The 20,897-nt window shown below is 63.9% G+C and carries 3 protein-coding genes; 1 reads left to right on the forward strand and 2 read right to left on the reverse strand.

Annotation, left to right across the window (positions count from 1 at the left end; all coding sequences use genetic code 11):
* Together K328_RS0117100 and K328_RS25975 are read right to left on the reverse strand one after the other, a co-directional pair.
* Nucleotides 1-9,407: non-ribosomal peptide synthetase (locus K328_RS0117100; protein WP_028467018.1), on the reverse strand; the 9,407-nt coding region annotated here is incomplete at its 3' end.
* Complete coding sequence (locus K328_RS25975) at nt 9,404-19,423, reverse strand: type I polyketide synthase (protein WP_028467019.1); 10,020 nt, start codon at nt 19,421-19,423, stop codon at nt 9,404-9,406. The genes K328_RS25975 and K328_RS0117100, both read right to left, overlap by 4 nt.
* 439 nt (nt 19,424-19,862) lie before the next feature.
* On the opposite strand from K328_RS25975, the gene K328_RS24580 reads away from it, so the two are divergent.
* A complete protein-coding gene (locus K328_RS24580; RefSeq protein ID WP_051285026.1) occupies nt 19,863-20,609 on the forward strand; it encodes a 4'-phosphopantetheinyl transferase family protein in 747 nt (248 codons plus the stop codon).
* The last annotated feature ends 288 nt before the right edge of the window (nt 20,610-20,897 follow it).

Genomic DNA, 20,897 nt, shown 5'->3' on the forward strand with positions numbered 1-20,897 from the left:
AGCAGCTCCTCGCCCGGCGTCACGGGCACAGCGGACCCGCTCCGCTCAACCATGTCCGGCACGGGCAGGGCTTTGCGGTCGAGCTTGCCTGTGACGGTGAGCGGCAATGCGTCGAGGACAATCACCTCGAAGGGAACCATGTAGCCGGGGAGCCGCTCCCGGCACCATGCAAGGGCAGTTCCCGAGTTTGCCGTTCCGGTTAGATAGGCGATCAGTCTCGGTTCGGCCGTTGTGCCTTCCGGCCCATAGAGAATGGCTCCGGCTTCGTGAATATCAGGGTGGCTGCGGAGAACCGCTTCGATCTCTCCGAGCTCGATACGGAAGCCACGCAGCTTGATTTGGCCATCGCGGCGCCCGACCATTTCCAGACTGCCGTCCGGCAGACGGCGCGCCATGTCGCCACTGCGGTAGCGGATGGCACCGGGGCGTGCCGGGTCCGCTTCGAAGGCGGCGGAGTCCTGCTGCCAATAGCCGAGCGCGACATGCGGGCTGCAGATCGCGATTTCACCGAACAGGTTCGCCGGTGCGCCGGTCTCGTCGAGAAGGTCGATGATCGTGCCGTCGACCGGATAGCCCACAGGCACTGAATGGCGGTGCAGATCAGTTTCATGATCGGCGAAGAATTGCAGGGTCACGGTCGACTCAGTCGGACCGAGGCCGTTGACGAAGAGGGTGCCGGGCTCGAACCGTTGCCGGAAGGTCTCGAAATCTGCACGGGTGACGGCCTCGCCCCCCATGACCGTGAGCCGGATCGACGGCAAGCGGGTCTCCAGATCGGCAGCGAAGGCGCGGAAGACACTCGGCGTCGAGTGCCAGATGGTGACGCCCTCCTGTTCCAGCCAGGGCGCGCAATCAGCAATGGACTGGTTACGCGCGTCGAAGAGGCAGAGCGTGGCGCCGTTGAGAAGGGCGCCGTAAAAATCCATCACCGCAGCGTCGAAAGCGTAGGAGGCGACCTGGAGCAGACGGTCTTCGGAGGTGAGCCGCAGATTTTCGGTATAACGCCGGATGAAGTGGAGCACGTTGCGATGGTTCTGCACCACGCCCTTCGGTCGTCCGGTCGAGCCGGAGGTGTAGAGCAGATAGGCGATGCCGTCCGGAGCGGTTTCAGGCAGTTCCGCTGCCGGAGACCGGTCCAGCCGGTCGAGTGAAATCACGGTGCGGCCCGCTCCTGCGAGTGTTGCGGCGAGTTCTTCGTTCTCGGCTGTGCAGAGGACGATCTCGGCGCCGACATCTTCGAGGATCGCCTGGAGTCTTTGTTGCGGTTGCGACGGATCGAGCGGGACATAGGTCCGTCCGGCCTGCAGCGTGCCGAGAATGCCGACTGCCATACTGGTGTCGTGCGGCAGCAGCAGGGCTACCCGTTTGCACTCAGGGCGTTCAAGCAGTACGGCGGCGAGGCGTCGGCCTTCCAGATCCAGCGCGCCATATGTGAGCGATTGCGTCGGCGTCTGGACCGCGATGCGATTACGATGCCGGGCTACCTGTTCGGCGAAGCGGTTCGGAATGGAGCGTTCGATCGACCCGAAACGGACGGGTGCTCCCGCCGGTTCCGGCATCTCGCGTCGCGCCGCAGGTTCGTCGCGATAGAGCGATATTTCCGTCAGGGGCGCGTCCGGCTCTGACGCAATGCCGCGCAGGAGAGCGAGGAAACAGTCGCCGAGGAAGGCCGCCGTCTCATGCTCGAACAAGGCCGCATTATATTGCAGCTCTCCGTCGAGCGAGCCGTCCGGCTGTTCCGTGAAACTCAGGTTCAGATCGAACTTGGCCAGGAAATCGTCTGCCTGACTGGTCTGCTCCACCTTCAGGCCGTCCAGCGTGATCTGCTCGCGCCGTGTGTTGACCAGATTGATCATCACCTGGAACAGCGGATTGTGGCTGAGGGAGCGGGCCGGTCGGAGCTGCTCGACAAGATATTCGAATGGCACATCCTGGTGGGCATAGGCGGCGAAAGTCGCCTGCCGGATTTCTGACAGGAAGTCCCGGAAACTCCCGCTATTGGGCACTTCCGTGCGCATGACGAGGGTGTTGAGGAACAGCCCCACAATGTCTTCCAGCCGGCGGTCCCTCCGGTTGGCAACGGGAACGCCGACACTGATGTCGCGTTCGCCGCTGAAACGGAACAGCAGCAGGTCGTAAGCCGCCAGCAGGACCATGAAGAGAGTGGCATCGCTCCCGCGTGCGAGCCTCCGTAGCGCACCGCCGAGTTCCGCATCGATGCGCAAGGGTACGGCTCCACCTTGATGTACCTGGACAGCGGGGCGGGGATGGTCCGTCGGCAGATCGAGCAGCTCCGGCGCCCCGGCGAGGTGATCCCGCCAGAAGGTGAGCGAGCGCTCCAGAGTTTCACCGCGGAGCCACTGGTTTTGCCACTTGGCATAACCGGAATAGTTCAGTGCAGGGGCAGGCAGGGTTGCTTCGGACCCTGAGCGGAAGGCTGTGTAGAGATGGGCAAGGTCGGCGATCAGAAGATCGATGGACCAGCCGTCGCTGATGATGTGGTGCATGTTGAAGAGCAGGCGGTGCCGCTCCGGAGCCAGGGTGATCAGCTTGAGCCGGAACAGAGGTCCTGTAGCGAGATCGAAGGGCACGCCGGAATGTTCCGCGGCGAGCTGCAGGGCTTCGGCTTCGGCGTCTTCCTCCGGACGGTCGCTCAGGTCCAGTTCCGTCAGTGGATCGTAGGCGTCGAGGTAACGCGCGACCGGGTGGCCGGCCTCGAACGAAAAGCGGAGCCTCAGGCTGTCATGCCGGGTGACGAGCGCCGCCAGGGCCCGGCGGAGGGCGACGCGGTCCAGATCGCCCCGGAGTTCGAGAGCGGCAGGCATACTGTAGGCGGTACTCGGCCCTTCCAGCTGATCGAGGAACATCAGGCGCTGTTGCGCGAAGGAGGGTTCTGGGTGCTCTCCGTCGGGGAGAGGCGTGATGTCGGGCCGTGTCCGGTTTCGGCTCGCCTCGATCAGGGAAGAGAGCCCGGAGAGGGTCGGCTTTTCGAACAGCTCACGCAGGGACAGCTCTATCGCGAATGCGTCCGTGACCCTCGCGAGCATTTGGACCGCCAGCAGGGAATGACCGCCGATGGAAAAGAAGTTCGCCTCGCGGTCGATCTCATCAAGGCCGAGAAGCCCCGCCCAGATTTCGGAAAGTGCGGCTTCGGTCTGTCCGCGCGGCGGCCTGGCGGCGCGCGGTGCCACTGTCAGGCTCGCCAACGCGCGGCGGTCGAGCTTGCCGTTTGGCGTAACCGGCAGGCCGTCGAGACGGATCAGCCGGGATGGAACCATATAGGCTGGCAGGCGCCGTTCCAGAGCCGGGCGCAACTCCTCCGGGTCTAGTTCTGCATCAGCTGCCAGATAGCCGACCAGTTGCTCCTGCGCGCCGGTTTGCGAGACAACGACCGCGGCGTCCTTCACGTGCGGATCCGCGCGTAAGGCAGTCTCGATCTCTTCCAGCTCAATCCGGAAGCCACGCAGCTTTATCTGCTGATCCCGGCGGCCGAGATAATCGAGCGTTCCATCAGCCCGCCAGCAGGCAAGATCGCCCGTCGCGTAGTAGCGGCCTGTGCGGCCGTCGATTTTCATATCGATGAATTTGGCCTCGGTGAGATCCGGCTGGCCGAGATATCCGGCGCCGACGCCGATCCCGCCGATAAACAGTTCGCCCGGCAGGCCCTCCGGCACTGGGGTACCGTTTGGATCGAGGAGAAGGACCCGGACATTGTCGATTGGACGGCCAAGTGGGACTCCGGCCGTGTCCGAGGTTGGATCAAGTGGTCCCGCCACCGCGACATCGGTACATTCCGTCGGGCCATAACTGTTCAGCACGGTCGCCTGGCAGGTCGGGTCGGCCAGCCAGTCGCGAAGCCGATCCGTCTGGATCGGCTCACCGCCGAGTATGATGTGGCGGAGGGACGCGAGCGGGGTGTAATCGCCTCCAGCCAGCAATGGGTAGAAGGCACTCGGTGTGCAGTTGATCCAGGTGATCGCGTCTTCCGCGATGGTGCGGCGAAGCGCTGCCGGGTCGTAGCCAATGCCGGGCTCGGGGAAATGAAGCGCGGCACCGGCAATCAGCGGTGCGAACAGGTTCTTCTGGGTCAGATCGAAACCGAGCGCGCTGACGAGCAGACCGCGATCACCCTCGCCCAGATCCAGCGCTGTGCAATACCATTGCAGCAGGTTGGCGAAGCCCCTGTGGTAGACCCCGGCGCCTTTGGGCGCGCCGGTGGAGCCTGACGTGTAGATGATATAGAGCAGACCGTCTGGCCCGGGACGGGTGACCGGATTGTCGATGCTCTCTTCCGCGAGCACTGCGGCGATTGCGTCCAACCGGCAGATTTCAGCCGCGGATGGCAACCGGTCCGCCAGATCGCCCTTGCTCAGAACCAGCCGGGTCTTCGAGCCGGAAAGCATCGCCTCAAGCCGCTCGACCGGATAGGCCGGGTCGAGCGGCATATAAGCGGCTCCCGCTTTTACGATGCCAAGCAGTGCGACCACTGCCTCCGGGCCGGGCTCAAGGCAAAGTGCGACGATGTCTCCGCGCCCGATGCCCCGGCGGTTGAGATAGTGGGCAAGCTGGTTGGCGCTCGCATTGACCTCGGCGTAGTCGAGGCTCTCCCGCCGGTCGACCAAGGCCGGTGCGTTCGGCTGGAGGGCAGCCTGTTCTTCGATGGCGTGAACCAGGGTTTTCGAGGTGAGATCCACGTCCGGGCCGTCGCGCCAGCTGGCGATATCGCGGCGTTCCGGTTTGGTGAGCAGCCTGATACCGTCGAGACTGTCCTCCGGATCGGCCAAGGCGCTTCTCAGGAGTTGCTCGAAATGGCCGGCCATCCGTTGGATGCGGGCCTCGTCGAAAATGTCGGCGTTGTATTCCCAGCGCGTGACGAAGCCGTCGCCGCTCGGCTCGACATAGAGCGTCAGGTCGAATTTCGACACCGTGACCGGTGGCGCCAGCAGACAGGTTTCAACGCCGTCCAGAACCAGATGTTCCAGCGGTGCGTTCTGCATCACGAACATCACCTGGAAGAGTGGGCTGTGCATCAGGCTTCGCTCGGGCTGCAGATGGTCAACCAGCAGCTCGAAGGGCAGGTCTTGGTTGGCATAGGCACGAAGACAGCGGCGCCGGGTCTCGGCGACCAGTGCGGCAAAATCAGATGCGTCGTCGTCGCGCCAGCGGAGGGCGAGGGTATTGACGAACATGCCCGTCAGATCCTCGCATTCGCGCAGGCGACGGTTGGCGACCGGGGAGCCGATCAGAAGATCATGCTGTCCGCTATAGCGCGACAGGAGGAGGCCGAAGGCGGAGATCAGGGTCATGAAATCCGTCGCGCCGTGGGCTCGGTTGAAGCCCCGTATCTTCTCGGTGAGACCGGCGTCCAGAGTGCGTGTAAGGAGGCCGCCGCGATAGCTGCGCGTCTTCGGATGAGGGCGGTCGGACGGCAGCTCAATCAGGGTCGGCGCGCCGTCGAGCTCAGCGGTCCAATGGTCGAGCTGGCGCGTCAGCGGCTCGCCCTGCAGCCAATCGTTTTGCCAGCGCGCGAAGTCGCCATAGGAGACGGGGAGGTTCGTGAGGGGGGCTTCCGCACCTTGCGTCTCTGCCCGGTAGAGAGCGGAGATATCACGCACGAGAATGTCGATGGTCCAGCCATCGCTGACGATGTGGTGGATGTTGAAGAGCAGCCAGTGAGTCCGGTCGTCGAGTTGCAGCAAATGCAGACGGAAGAGCGGGCCTTCGGAAAGGTCGAAGGGCTGGGAGCCATGGCTGCGGGCCAGGCGCTGGGCCTCGGCCTCGCGTTCAATGGCGGGGAGAGATGTCAGGTCCGTGACGCGCAGCGGATCATAGGGCGCGATCACCTCCGCCACGGGGGCTCCCTTGGAGGAGGGGAAACGGTTTCTGAGGCCGGTGTGCCGTGCGACCAGCGCCCGGGCGGCAGCGCCAAGTGCGCTCGCGTCGAGTGAGCCGCGCAACTCCAGCGTTGCCGGCATGTTGTAGGTGGCGCTCGGCCCCTCAAGCTGTTCCAGAAACCACAGCCGGCGCTGGGCGAAGGATAGCTGTGCGGTACCGGCATCCGGCGCGTGTAAGATGGGCGGCAGGCGTTCGCCGCCCCGGAGCTGTTCGATCCGTTCCGCCAGTCCGGCGATTGTCGGCGCCTCGAACAAGGCGCTGAGAGGCAGGTCCACGTCGAAACTGTCGCGCAGACGGGTGACGAGACGCATGGCGATCAGGGAATGGCCGCCCAGTTCGAAGAAGTTGGCGGTTATCCCGACCCGGTCATGGCCGAGCAGATCGGACCAGATTTCAGCCAGAAGTGCCTCGGCTTCGTTGCGTGGGGCGATGAATGTCTCATCCGCTTCAACCGACGGCTTGGGGAGCGTGCGGCGGTCGAGTTTGCCGCTGGAGGTTTTCGGAAGTTCCGGAAGCAGGGTCAGGCTGCTGGGAACCATTGGTGCCGACAGGTTCGCGCGCAGATGATCCATGAGCTCAGCTTGCAGCGAGTTGGAGGCAGTTGCCCCGTCGGACGGGGCGACATAGGCTGCGAGGCGCCGGGAGGAGGCATTGCCAGACAGAATGACAGCGGCTTCGCCAACGGCGGGGTGCCCGCTCAGAACGGCCTCGATCTCGCCGAGCTCGACACGCACGCCGCGCAGTTTGACCTGGTCGTCGCGGCGCCCGAGATAGTCAATCAGCCCGTCCGTGCGCCAGCGGGCGAAGTCGCCGGTCCGGTAAATCCGGCCATATTCAGGATGCTCCACGAAACGCTCTGCGGTGAGGTCCGGCCGCTTCAGGTAGCCGTCGGCAAGGCAGGGGCCGGCAATGCAGAGCTCACCCGGAACGCCGACCGGCACAGGCTGACCCGCCTCGTCCAGAAGATGGATTGCGACATTGCCGATTGGCCGTCCGATTGGCGGCAGGTCGTCCCATTCGGCCACATCGCCGGGTAGGCTGTAAGCAGTCGCGACGTGGCTCTCGGTCGGGCCGTAATGGTTGTGCAGCCTGCAGGTGCTGCGCTCAAAGACCGCTCTTATCGCAGGCGTTGTCCGCAACTGCTCACCGGCGGTCACAATGTCGCGGAGGCTGGCTGGAAGTGCCTTGTCGCCCGCACTCTCCGCAAGATGTTGCAGGGCGACGAAAGGCATGAAGGCCCGCTCCACATTCTGGCTGTCTATCCAGTCGAGCAAGGCGCGACCGTCGCGGCGGCGAGCCTCGTCGATCAACACCAGCGTTCCGCCGGAACACCAGGTTGAGGCGATTTCCTGAAATGCGACATCGAAGGTCAGCGGCGTGTATTGAAGCGTGCGTGCCGGTTCTTCCAAACCGGCCTGGGTCATCTGCCAGCCAACGAGATTGACGAGCGCCCGGTGCGGCATGGCGACGCCTTTCGGGCGGCCGGTCGAACCCGACGTGAACAGCACATAAACAAGATCTTCCGGACCAGCGGGGCAGGCGGGCGCTTCTGCGTTGCCGGTGGTGAGGATTGGGTCGTCCGGATAGAGAGTGACGATGGGGATGGCATCGTCCGGCATCCGTTCCTTGCCTGCCGGATCGGTCAGCATAAGTGCCGCTTCGCTTTCCCGCAGGAGGAAGCCGATCCGCTCTGCCGGATCTTCGGGGTCGACCGGAAGGCATGCACCGCCAGCCCGCAGCACGCCTAGGACAGCGATCAATTGTTCGGCGGAACGCGGCAGGGCGGTCGCCACTACACTGTTCGCGCCGATACCGCGTTCCTGGAGATGGCGCGCCAGTCGGCAGGCGCGGGCGTCGAGTTCGGCATAGCTCAGTTGCGTATCGCCAGACTCCAGCGCTACCGCATCCGGACATGCGGCGACCTTGGCGGCAATCAGCTCAACCAGGTTAGCGGCCGGCGGCACCGGACAGTCGGCCTCGTTCCAGTCGCGGATCCGGGCGGCTTCTGTCTCCGAGAGCAGAGGGAGGCTTTGAAGCGGTTGCTCCGGCCGGTCCAGCAGCGCTTCCAGCAGGCGCTCGAAATGACCTTCCATGCGCAAAATTGTGTCGGCTTCGAAAAGGGCGCTCGCATACTCCCAGGTAAGGCGGAAGCCCTCTTCCCGGTCGAGCGCGGTCAATGTCAGGTCGAACACAGCGCCGCGCTGTCCACCGATCAGGAGTTCGCTGAAAAGTCCTTGCTCGAGAAGCGGCGCGCCGGTCTCGCGCTCGTAGACGAAGGCGACCTGAAAGAGGGGGGAACGGCTGGTGTCACGCTCCGGCTGTAGCCGTTCCACCAGAAGCGGGAATGGATAGGATTGATGCTCCAGCGCACCAAGAACGGTATCGCGCAGCCTGGAGAAGTAGTCCGGGCCGGACATATCATCCGGCACGTCGAGGCGCAGGGTCACAGGGTTGACGAAGTACCCGACGAGATCTTTCAGCTCCGGCTGGGCTCGCCCAAGCATCGGCGAGCCGACCAGAATCTCGCGCTGACCGCTATAACGGCGCATCAGGAGGCCGAATATGCCGAGCAGAAGGACATAAGGCGTTACCTCAAGGCGCTGGGCGGCATCCTTGATCTTCTGACTGAGAGTCGTGTCCAAATTCTGAACCCGGGTGGCGCCGGCATGGTTCTGCCGGGGCGGGCGAGGCGCGTCCGTGGGGAGATCGAGCGCGGGAAGCTCGCCCTCCAGCTGGTCCAGCCAATAGGCCTCGGCACGTTTTCCCGCCGGGGCGGCAAGGCTTTTCTGGGACCAGTCGACATAGTCGCTGTGCGTCCAGGGCAAGGGCGGCAATGCCGCCGGTTGATCTCCGCATGCCGCACGATAGAAGCTGGAAAGCTCCGCCATGAGGATTTCGAGGGAACGGAAATCGACGGTAATATGATGCGCCACAAAGGCGAGGACCGGCGTTGGCAGCGTGCCGTTCGTCACGCCGGTGAAGAGATGCCAGCGAACGGGTGGCGCGGCTTCAAGATCGAACGGAATGTCGGCGAACTCCGCTATTGCCTCCTCGACCTCAGCCGGGCTCCAGCTGGTGACGTCAGTGGTCTGGAGATCGACGGGCGCGGGCGGCGTGACGGCCCGGAAGGGCTTGCCGTCGGCGGTGGCGAAGCGGCTGCGTAGTCCGTCATGCCGTTCCGTCAGTTTGTCGATCGCCGCCTGAAGAGCGCCTATGTCGAGGTCGCGCCGCATGCGGGCGGCGAACAGGGTGTTGTAGGCGGTGCTCTGCCGGTCGAGCTCGTAGAGGAACCAGAGCGCTTCCTGACCAACAGAGAGCGGCTCTGTCCCGGGAGGCAAATTTTCCGGCACCCGGCCCAGATAGTCGATCAGGTCCGATTTCCGGTCGCGGATTTCGGTCAGCACCTCTTCGACGAGGGCTTCGCTCGGGCCGTGATACCGGATCTGGCCATCGGTCAGGGAGAGCTCGACCCGGCGTTCCGCCAGGCTTTTTACAAATTCTGCGATTGTCATATCTGACCTGCGATCCATGCGTTGTCTGGTTCAGGGGAGGTGGTTCTGGCCGGCAGATCCTGCGCAAGGCGCTCGGCCAGATCGTTGAGGCTGTGGCTGCCGAGAAGGTCCGGCAGGCCGATTGTCAAACCGAGTTCCCGCTCGATGAGGGTTCGGATTTCCATGGCGAGCAGGGAGTCGAGACCGAGCATCGGTAGTGGCGTGTCGTGGGCGAGCCGGTCCGGCGGAATGCGCAGAACCTCGCTCATGGTGTCCGCGAGCCAGTCGCGGGGTGACTGATCCGGCTCTTTGCGAGTTTGCGAGACCTCGCGAGTGACGGAGGTCGGTGCCGGTGAGGCTTGTGGCGTCGCCCTGTCGGTGAGAACCGGGTCGAACAATCCCGTTGGCCGTTGACTGCGATAGAGTTCGGCGAAACGCGGCCAGTCAGCGGCAACGAGTGCCGTGCAGGCCTCCGCCGGGTTCAAAAGCTGCGGCAACCGTTCCAGGAGGCGGTCCGCGGGGAATGGCTCAAGCCCCATCCGGTGCAATTCGCGACCGATTTCCTCGCTCACCATGCCGGTGTCTGAGAGGGGGCCAAGATCAAGGCTCGCGCCGCAAAGACCCCGGGCACGGCGGAAGGCCGCCAACCCATCCAGGAATGCGTTCGCCGCCGCGTATGAGGCTTGCTTTTGCCCGCCCCAGAGGCCCGCGATCGATCCGCAGCCGAGGAAGAAATCCAACTCTTCCCCTACCGTCGCATTGTGCAGCGCCAAGGCGCCGCCCGCCTTGCCGGCGAACACGGCGGCACAATCTGGCCAGGTCAGGTCGGAGAGGTTTCGAGCCTCTCCGATGCCGGCGGCATGGATCACGCCCCTGAGGGATGGGCCGTTCTGTCCCCATTCCGCGATCTGTGAGGTCAGTGTTTCTGTATCGGAGACATCGAGTGCGGCCGTTTCCACGGCGGCGCCCAGATCCTGAAGCGCTTTTATATGCTCGCGCGCGGCCGCTGATTGCGCGCCCTGGCGCCCGGTCAAGAGGATGCGCCCTGCCCCTTGCCGCGCCAGCCACAGGCCGATTGCGCGGCCGAGACTGCCGAAACCGCCGGTGATGAGATAACTCGCGTCCTGCCGGATCGGGACAGATTGTCGTCGGGCCGGTTCCGCCGGGTGGAGCCGTGGCACGAGGATGCGCCCGTCCCGAAGGGCTAACTCGCTCTCTTCTCCCGCGCCTGTCAGGACATCCGCGATCCGGGATGTTATCCCGGGCATGTCGGGCGTGAGTGGCAGGTCGATCAACCCGCCCCAGATGTGCGGCGCCTCCAGTGCGATGCTGCGGCCAAAGCCCCAGATCGGCGCATGGGCCAGACCTTCGAGCCGGTCTTGCGGGCACGCGTCGACCGCGTCGCGGGTCAGCAGCCAGAGCCGGGGCGGATGCGGGAGGTCCAGCAAGACACGCGCGAGCGGTGGCAGGCTTGCGAGACCACCGGCCGTTCCGTTGATGAGACTTTCGGATGTCAAGTCTTCGGCAGACGGGCCATCGAGGCTCCAGAGATGAACAATGCCTTCCAGCGGTCCCAACTCTTCAAGGAGTGCGCGCGCAGCGGCTTCGTCTCCCGGAACGAGATTGCGGCGATGCCCGTTGAGAGGCGCCTTGAAGATCAGCGTACAATCCACGTTGTCGCCGCCGCGCGTTTCAAGCTCGGTCGCCAGCGCCTGCCCGAAGCCGCTTTCGTCGGCCAGGATCAGCCAGTTTCCATGCGGGGGTGCTGGCTCTTCCGTGGAGGGAGCGACGGGCTCCCAATTCACCTTGTAGGTGACGGGCGCTGCGTTGTGCCGTTCGCTCTCGGACTCCACCCAGTAGCCTTGTCGTTCGAAAGGATGACCGGGCAGGTCCGCGAGGCGCAGTGGTAGTCCGGCATAGAGTCCGGTCCAGTCCGGATTCTCGCCGTCCGCGTAGCGTCCAGCCAACACGCGCCAGGCAACAGAGCCTGCTTGTCCGGCGGAGATTTTTTCGGCGGTGGAGCGTTGCCGCGTCACCGCCCCGTCACGCGAGATGGCGCCTTCGTCGTCCCGTCCTTCCAGCCAGTTCTCCAGCGCCATAACCAACGCGGTCTTGTCGCTGCCGAGAAGGGCCAGACGGTGGGGGAAATGGTCGCGTCCACAAGCTGCGGTGAAGCACAGATCGGCAAGTGGCGCCGGACTTTGTTTCAGGATCTTCAGAACGCTCCGCGCGAGCTGACGGAGTGACGGGCGGCTCTTGGCGGAGAGGGGCAGCAGGTAGCGGCTGAACTCCGGTATTTGGCGCAACGCGGGTTCGGGCGCTTGCTCGACAACCAGATGAGCATTGGTGCCGCCGAACCCGAACGAGCTGACGCCTGCCCGCCGCACCGTACCTGATGCCGGCCAGGGCTCAGTGCCTTCCGGCAGGCGGAGTCCGACACGCGCCCAATCGATGTTGGGGTTGCGGTTGGCGCTGTGCAGGCTGGCGGGAATAGCGCCGTTGTTGAGGGACAGCACGACTTTCTGCAATCCGGCAACTCCGGCGGCGGACTCCAGGTGGCCGATGTTCGATTTAACCGACCCGATTGTGAGCGGGCGGTCCCGGTCTTTCGCCCCGAACACGGCATCCAGCGCTCCGGCCTCGATCGGGTCGCCGAGGGCGGTCCCGGTGCCGTGCGCCTCGACATAGTCGATCTGCTCCGGCGCTAGCCTGGCTTGGTTAAGCGCGCGGCGGATGACTCGTTCCTGTGCCGGTCCGTTTGGAACCGTCAGCCCGCTGGTGCGGCCGTCCTGGTTGACCGCCGAGCCCCGGATCACGGCCATGATCCGGTCGCCGTCGCGGATCGCATCCGGAAGCCGCTTCAACAGCACCAAACCGCAACCTTCGGAGCGGACAAAACCGTCGGCCTCGGCCGCGAATGCCTTGCAACGTCCATCGGGCGCCAGCATCCGGGCGCGGGAATGATTGATGCTGACGGTCGGGTCGAGCAGCAGGTTGACGCCGCCGCCGATCGCCAGATCCGATTCCCCGCTTCTGAGGCTCATGCAGGCCTGGTGAAGCGCGACCAGCGAGGAGGAGCACGCGGTGTCGATGGCCAGACTTGGCCCTTCCAGGCCGAGGAAGAAGGACAGCCGGTTGGCCGCCACACTCAGCGCGTTGCCTGTGCCGAGATAAGCGTCGATCCGGTCGGGCGCGCTGTTCAGGCGATGCAGGTAGTCGTTTGTGCTGATGCCGACGAAAACGCCGGTCTGGCTGCCTTCGAGACTGCTCGGCGGAATGCCCGCGCGTTCCAGTGTCTCCCAGCAAACCTCCAGCAGGAGGCGTTGCTGCGGGTCGAGATGCGTCGCCTCGCGCGGGGAGATCCCGAAGAATCCCGGATCGAACAGATCGACCCCGTCGATGAAACCGCCATGGCGCGTCTGGATTGTTCCGGGCGTCTCGGGATCGGCGCTGTAATACCGATCGACGTCCCAGCGGTTGCCCGGAATCTCCGTGATTGCGTCGACGCCGTCCTTTAGCAGCGTCCAGAATGCTTCCGGGTTATTGACTCCGCCGGGTATGCGGCAGCCAAGGGAAAGGATGGCGATCCCGCCCCCGGCATCCGAGCTGGTGTTTTGGGCTGTGGCAGGGATTGTCCGGGACGCACTGTCGAGCCCGGCGCGTTCCAGCAGGTGCTGCGCCAACCGTTTCGGGGTCGGGTAATCGAACGCCAGGGTTGCCGGGAGGACTCCGCCGAGACCGGTCTGCAGACGATTGCGCAGCTCGATCGCGTTCATCGAGTCGAGCCCCTGATCGAAGAAGCCGCGATCGGCATTCGGTGTTTCCGGTCCTGTCGGGGCAATCTCGCCGATCTGCTCGAGGATGTAGGCCGTGAGACGGTCGAGCCTCTCTTCCGTTGCCAGTGCACGCAATTGCGCCTTGAGGCCACTGTCCGGCTTAGCATTTGCGGGGCGACTGTCATCCGCCTGAAGCGGGGCGCCATTGAGCAGGGGATGGATGAGCTTGGCGCCGCTTTGCCCGGGCAGTATTGCCACATGGGGCAGGTCGAGCGCAGTGGCCCGGTCCATCGCATCAAGGCCTTGAGCCGTCTCTATCGGCGCTAGTCCATGACGGGCCAGCCGGTCGGCCAAAGCCGCGTCGCGGGAGGCATCGGCCCAGGCACTCCAGCAGAGACTCTGTGCCGGAAGTCCCCGACGGTGGCGGTAGAGTGCGAGAGCATCCAGCAGGCTATTGGCGGCGGCATAGGCAGCTTGCCCTGGATTGCCGAGCAACCCGCTGGCCGAGGAAACCAGCATGAAATGCCGGATAGGATGATTGGCCGCGAGGCGATGGAGTGCCCAGCCGCCAAGCACCTTCGGCGCCATCACGGCGAACGCGCGCTCGGAGGATTGCTGGTGCAGCACCGCATCGTCGAGCACGCCCGCCGCATGAAGGATACCGGTCAAAGGCGGCCAATCCGTCGGCAGGGTATCGACAAATGTCGAGAGCGCCGACGCATCGGTGACATCGATAGCGCCGACCTGGATCTCTATCCCTTGGTTGCGCCATTCCTCGATCCGGTCTGCGGCGGCTCCAGTTGGTGCGTTCCGGGAGATCAGAGCCAGATGCTGTGCCCCTCGCTTGATAAGGTGCTCGGCCATGTGGAGCCCGAGACGACCGAGCCCGCCAGTCACCAGCCAGCCCCCTTCCAAGCCGGATGTTTCTTCCGGTTGCGGTAGCGGTTCAGCCTCGAGCTTGAGCGCTAACCTGACAGCATTGCTCTTTTCCTGACGCCAGAGAGTCTCGCTCCCCGGCAGGTCGGCATTAATCTCCGCAAGGAGTTGGGACGCCGCTTTGCGTGGCGATCCGTCTACATCGATCAGGCAGAGATCCCAGCCCGGATGTTCGTGCCGCAGGCTCCGCCCAAGACCCCAGACGATGGATTGCAGCAATCCGATGCCGGCCTCCGGAAGCGCCGTGCCAGCCATGGCGAAAGCCTGACGGCTGACCAGATAGAGCTTTAACGGACGGTCAGCCTGCGCTGCCAGAGTATGCACCAGCCCGGTAAGCCGCGCGGTGAGTGAGGCGATGGCGTCGGTAATTTCCGTATCGGACATGCGCTCGGGTGCGGTCAGATCCAGAGGCCAGAGGCACATGATGTTCAGGCGGTCGCGCCCTTCGGGAAGGCTTTCGGGGGCCGGTCCCGTGGCAACGCTCACGCTGTCGCCTGCCTTGCTGAGTGCTTTTCCGAGAGCTTTCGCTGTCCCTTTTCTGTCTGCCAGAAGCAGCCAGTCAGTGGGCGCGCGATCTTCGCGCGGTGCGGAGGAAACCTCTGTCCAGCGGGGCACAAAGCCCCATTCCTCGACAGGCACCGCTGTGACCGTATCTGCAGGTTGACCCAGGCCGGACGCCAGGGCGGCCCGCACAGGGGCTGCAGCATCTCCCTGTACTGGCCGTGGTGGCAGCGGGAAGGTATTTTTGCGGAACGGGTATGATGGGAGGTCCGGTGTTGCCCGCCCGTTAGAGCTGCCATGGAAAGCCGGCCAGTCAGGCGTGATGCCGGCGGTATAGAGCGCTGAGAGGCTTTCCGTGATGGAGGGCCAGTCCTCCGCGCCTTCGCGCAGGCTGGGCAGCCAGAGAGTGTCCGGCGCGGCGATGCATTGCGCGCCGAGAGCGGTCAGCAGAGGCTTCGGGCCGATTTCAAGGAAGACGCGATGACGCTCCGACAGGCAGTTCAGGCCATCGGCAAAGCGCACTGCGCAGCGCATATGGCGCGTCCAGTAATCCGCATCGGGAGCCGCCTCCAGAACCTTGCCGTCGAGATTGCTGACCAGCGGGATCGCGGGCGCTTCGAAATCGAAACGGGAGGCTGTCTTGCGGAACTGCTCCAGAATCGGGTCGGCCAGGGGCGAGTGGAAAGCGTGGGAGACCGGGAGAAACCGGCTGCGAAGGCCCGCGCTCTCCAGTTCCTCCTGAACTCGTGCCAGGGTTTTGCGGCGCCCTGAAAGCACGGTATTGCGGGGTCCGTTGACGGCGGCGACCGAGATATCGTCGGCATGCGGCGTGGCGAATTCAGCGAGCTGTGCTTCTTCCGCCATTACGGCCAGCATGGCGCCGTCGAGTGGCAAGCCCTGAATGAGCCGGGCGCGTTCTGCTATCAGCCGCAGCCCTGTCTCCAGATCGAAGACACCCGCGATGCAGGCGGCTACATATTCGCCGACGCTGTGGCCCAAAAGAGCCGTCGGCCGGATGCCCCAGTCGCGCCAGAGTTCGGCCAGCGCATATTCGAGCGCGAAAAGGGCAGGCTGGGTGTAGGCGGTCTGCGCAAGCAGATCCGCGTCCTTGCCGAACATGACGGACAATAGGGAACGGTCCAGCGCTTTCGCGAGCACCTGATCGCAATGATCCAGGGTCGCGCGAAAGCCCGCGTGACGTTCGTAAAGGGATCGCCCCATGTCGAGATACTGGGAGCCTTGCCCAGTGAAAAGGAATGCGACGGGCGACGGGTTGACCGGCATTTGCTGAACGTCGCCTTCGCCGGCGGCAATCCTTTCCAGCTGCGCGGCGAAATCTCGGGTCGAGTCGCCGGTGATAGCTAGCCGGTGATCGAGATGGGGGCGGAGTATGGCTGCCGCGCGGCAGAGTTGTTCCGCTTTGATCGCTGGGTCCTCTTGGCGGCACAGGGCAGCGTACCGGTCGGCGAGATCGCGCAGCGCCTGCGGGTCGCGGGCAGAGAGTGTCAGAAGGTACGGTGGCAGCGTGGCCTGTTCCTGCACCGGTCGCGGCCTGTCCGGGGCCTGCTCCAGAACCACATGCGCGTTGGTGCCGCCGAAACCGAAGGAGCTGACAGCCGCTCTTGCACCGTCCGGCAGAGGCGTTGGAGCGCGTGGGATATCGAGCGCGGAGTCTTCCAGCCTGATTAGTGGATTGATCTCATCGAGGTTCGGTTGTGCCGGGACTTCGCCATGGCGGAGGCAGAGCACGGCCTTGACCAGCCCCGCGATCCCTGCAGCGGCTTCCAGATGTCCGATATTTGCCTTGGCGGAGCCAAGCAGGCACGACCGCTCGCTTGAGCGCGCCGGGTCGAGAACCGATTGCAGGGCACCGACTTCGATCGGGTCGCCGAGCCGCGTTCCGGTACCATGGGTTTCGACAAAATCGATGTCAGCGGCTTCCAGCCCGGAGGCCTTGAGCGCGTCCTGGATAACGCTCTGCTGCGCCTGTGGGTTGGGGGCGGTGAGCCCGTTGCTGCGGCCATCCTGATTGACCGCCGAGCCACGGATCACAGCCAGTATGCGGTCGCCGTCCCGCTCGGCGGTGGCGAGTGGCTTGAGCACCACCATGGCGCAACCCTCGCCGCGCACATAACCGTCCGCATCGAAAGCGAAGGTGCGGCTTCTCCAGTGTGGAGAGAGCATGCCCGCACGCTCAAGGGCGAGCTGCAGATGCGGGCCGCCGATGATGTTCACGCCGCCTGCAAGTGCGACGTTGCACTCCCCGCCGCGCAGGCTCTGGCATGCCTGATGAACGGCGACGAGCGAGGAGGAGCAGGCCGTGTCGATGGCCATGCTCGGCCCGTGCAGGTCGAGCTGATAGGAAAGCCGGTTGGCCGCGATGCTGAAGGCGACGCCGGTGCCGGTATACGCGTTCAACAGGCCCTCGGCGTCGCCCCGGCTGAACTGGTCGAAGGCGAAATCCGCCGAGGAAATCCCGACGAACACGCCGGTCTTCGAGCCTTCCAGTTGGTCTGCCGGCAATCCGGCATTCTCCAATGCATGCCAGGTGACTTCGAGCAGGATGCGCTGTTGCGGGTCCATGCTTCGGGCTTCGCTCTCGGAAAGCCCGAAGAAGGCTGCATCGAAGCCTTCGATACCGTCGAGAAACCCCGCCTCCACGCCGGGCAGGCGTTCGTCGGTTCGCACTGCGCAGCCACCATCCGTGAGGAGGTTCCAATAGGCTTCCGCATCCGGGGCGCCGGGCAGGCGGCAGGCTAGACCGATAATCGCTATGGCGGATGCCTTCTCCGTCGCCGGATCGGTGGTGGTATCCGCTGCGGCTTGCGCGGGTTTCACTTCAGCGCCACTCAGTTGCTCGGAAAGCGTCGCGATTGTGGGATATTGCCAGAGCAGGGTCGGGTCGAGGGGCGTGCCGTCGAGCCGGTCTTCCAATGTCGCGACGAGGGCAACGGCCGAGCGGGAGTCGAGCCCGAGTTCCGCGAAGGGAGTATGCTGATCGACAGCCTCGGGTGCGAGCGACAGCATTCTGCCCAGCTCGCGGCTCAGCCAGTCCCGAAGCTCGGCGCCTGTCGGCCGGCCCTGCTTCGCGCCGGACGATTGCTCCCGGCTCCAGCGGGCAACGCACTTGAGCTCATTATCTAGATAAGCCTGCCTGCAAGCGCGGCGCTGAACTTTCCCGCTGGAGGTTTTGCGGATCTGTCCGCGCTCCAGGATCAGGATTTCGGCGGTCGCCAGGCCGTGGCTCTGGGCTACCGCCTGACGGATTTTGCCAAATGCGGCCTCCCACTCCTTCATGCGTTTCCCTGCCTCGGCGAGAATGACGAGGCGTTCTTCGGCGTCCTGTTCCACCGAGAATGCCGCGCAATGCTCCCGTCTGAGTTCGGGGCAGGACTCCAGAACGGTCCATTCGACATCCTGGGGGTAGTGGTTCACGCCTGCGACGACGATGAGATCTTTCAGGCGCCCGGTGATGTGGAGTTCACCATCCTTGAGGAAGCCGAGATCGCCGGTACGTAGAAAAGGGCCGTCTTTTGGGCTGTCCGTCAGCCGGGCATGGAACGTGGCCTTTGTTTCCTCGGGGCGCCGCCAGTAGCCGAGCCCCACGCTGGGGCTGGAGATCCAGAGCTCGCCAACCGTATCTGGCGCGCAAGTCCGCCCGGTCGCGGGATCGACGATCCACAGGTCGGTTTTGGGGCGCGGGACGCCGCAGCCCACAACCGTGCGTGTCGCGGTATCGGCCGCCGTATCATCGGCCGGGACCACGCGGTTCTGCTCAAGGGCTTCGGCATTCAGTCGCGATGCATGCGGGCTTTGGTCGTGGGCGCGGGCGGTAACGAAAAGTGTCGCCTCGGCCATTCCGTAGGCCGGATAGAATGTCTCGGCCCGGAAGCCTTGCGGGCCGAAGGTCTCGGTGAAACGACGCAAGGTCTCGGCGCGTACAGGCTCGGCGCCGTTGCCGGCGACCCTCCATCGCGACAGGTCGAGTGTTTTGCGTTGCTCTGCGGTTATGCGTTCCAGGCAGAGTTCGTAAGCGAAATTGGGGGCGTGGGTGTGGGTGCCGCCGAACCGGTCCATGGCTTCGAGCCAGCGGACGGGGCGCTTCAGCAGTGTGAGCGGCGAGAGAACGTAGCAGTCCGCGCCGCTGAACATGGGCTGCAGCAGCCCCTCGACCAGACCGTAATCGTGGAAATAGGGCATCCAGGTGACGCAGATACTGTCCGCGTCGCACGCAAAGCCCTCCTGCAGATAGGCCAGATTGGCGAGCACATTCCCGTGCGAAAGCATGACGCCGCGTGGTGCGGAGGTGGAGCCGGATGTGTATTGCAGATAGGCGAGGCTCTCGGAGGTAATATCGGGCCGTCTGAAATCCACCGCGTCGGCTGGCTCCAGCATGTCTGTCGCGATCCAGTGGACCTGCGGCATGGTCTCGCTCAGCCGGGTCTCGAGATCCTGCTGTAGACCGGCAGTCGTCAGGATGACTTCGGCTTCCGCGTCCGCGACGATGCCTTGAAGGCGCGGCAGAGAATGCTTCAGCCGAACTCCGTCCGGCGGCGGCACCGGAACCGCGACGATCCCGGCATTCAGGCACCCGAAAAAGGCGGGAAGGACATCGAGTCCCGGCGGATAGAGCAGCAGCGCCCGGCTGCCTTCAGCCACATGCTGCCTCAGCCGGTTGGCGACTGCTTGAGCATGGTTGCGAAGGGGGGCATACCCGATCGTTGCCGTGACATCCCGGCCATCCTTCAGGAAATGATATTTCCCGGTCGATGATTCCGCGCGCTGGTCGAGCAGATCGATCAGGGTTTCGGGGGCTGATGTCACAATTTCGCTCCGTTTTCAGGCGTACGACAAGTCTCCCGGAGGAGGCCGAAAATGCCGGCTCCTAAGAAGCCGGAGGCGATGGGGTGCCAAGGGGTTTGCATGATGTTTCTGGTTTCTTAATATGCAACCATGTCGAGTATATGCATAATATTTTACTCAGCGCAAGCGGGCTTCTTTTTCAGAAAATTTCAGTGAAAAACTCTGCTTTACGTCCCGTAAATGCCCGGTTATCCCAGCGTTGGAATTTTATTCGATTACTAATAATTGTGAATTCGTGTGCGGGTTTGTGATCGCAAAAAGCACCCGAAGGTAGTAGAATATTTATATATTCAAATCTGGGTCGTGGAGTGTGACGTCGAGAGGCGCCTGCCAGTCGATCCGAGAGTGGAGCCGTTCGGTGTGGCGGGATGAGGTTGTGATCTGGGTATCGAGGCCTGACATGGTTGTCGGGGGACATCTCTCGGCATTCGGCCAGGTTCTCAATGATGAAGAGCGCGCCAAAGCCAGGCGCTTCCATTTTCCGGAGGACCGGCGGAGTTATGTCTGCGCGCATGCACTGACCAGATGCGCCCTCGAGGCTGCATCCGGGACCCCTGCGCAGGACTTTACCTTCCAAATTGGGCGCTACGGCAAACCGGAAATCGATGATGAACCTGAGCAGGGCCGGTTGCGCTTCAACCTCTCGCATTCACGCGGGCTGGTTTGCTGTGCGGTCACCCGGCAGAGGGATGTTGGCATCGATGTCGAGCGGGTTACCCGCGATGTCGATATCGATGGCTTGGCGCACCAGGTTTTTGCGGCGGATGAGTTGGCTTTTCTCCGGCAGCTGGAAGACTGTGCGCGCCGCGATGCGTTCTTCGCAATCTGGACGGTGAAGGAGGCCTATACGAAAGCTGTCGGGCGAGGACTGTCTATTCCGCTCGATGGTTTTTCCGTTTGCCTCGATCCCTCGTCTCTCGTGATTGGACCGTCGCTGCTCGGTGATCCGGAAGCAGGCAAGGGGGAGGATTGGCAGGTCCGGCTGTCGCAGCCAATACCGGGATATACGCTGGCCGTGGCCGTTCGAGCCGGTCCCTCAGGCAGGGTGCTCTTCAGGTTCCACGAGGTCAGCCCAGATGCGCTTGCCGCGCTGTGCCGCGAGCCGAAGGGATTGGACGGCGCACTCATTGAGCCTGTTCTTACGTAGATTTTGTCGATCGTTCAGGGAGATTTAGCGGATGCGAGTGGAATTGACGCGCCGATTGCCCGTGGCCTGCGGGTTGGCCTTGTTCTTGATGTGGTCTGATCCGGGCTCCGCTCGGTCCGGATGCGATCGTGACGGTATGCGTCATGCCGATGGTTCAGCGATATCTATGAGCGGTGCTGAGGCCGGGTGTGCAACCGAAAAAAATGCACCGGGCCGGCGGGAGACGGCGAGCGCTTTCGACTCCTGGATTAGAGTTTCGAGTGCCAAGTACGGCTCTGCAGATCAATG

The sequence above is a fragment of the Nisaea denitrificans DSM 18348 genome (assembly GCF_000426505.1).
GTDB lineage: Bacteria > Pseudomonadota > Alphaproteobacteria > Thalassobaculales > Thalassobaculaceae > Nisaea > Nisaea denitrificans.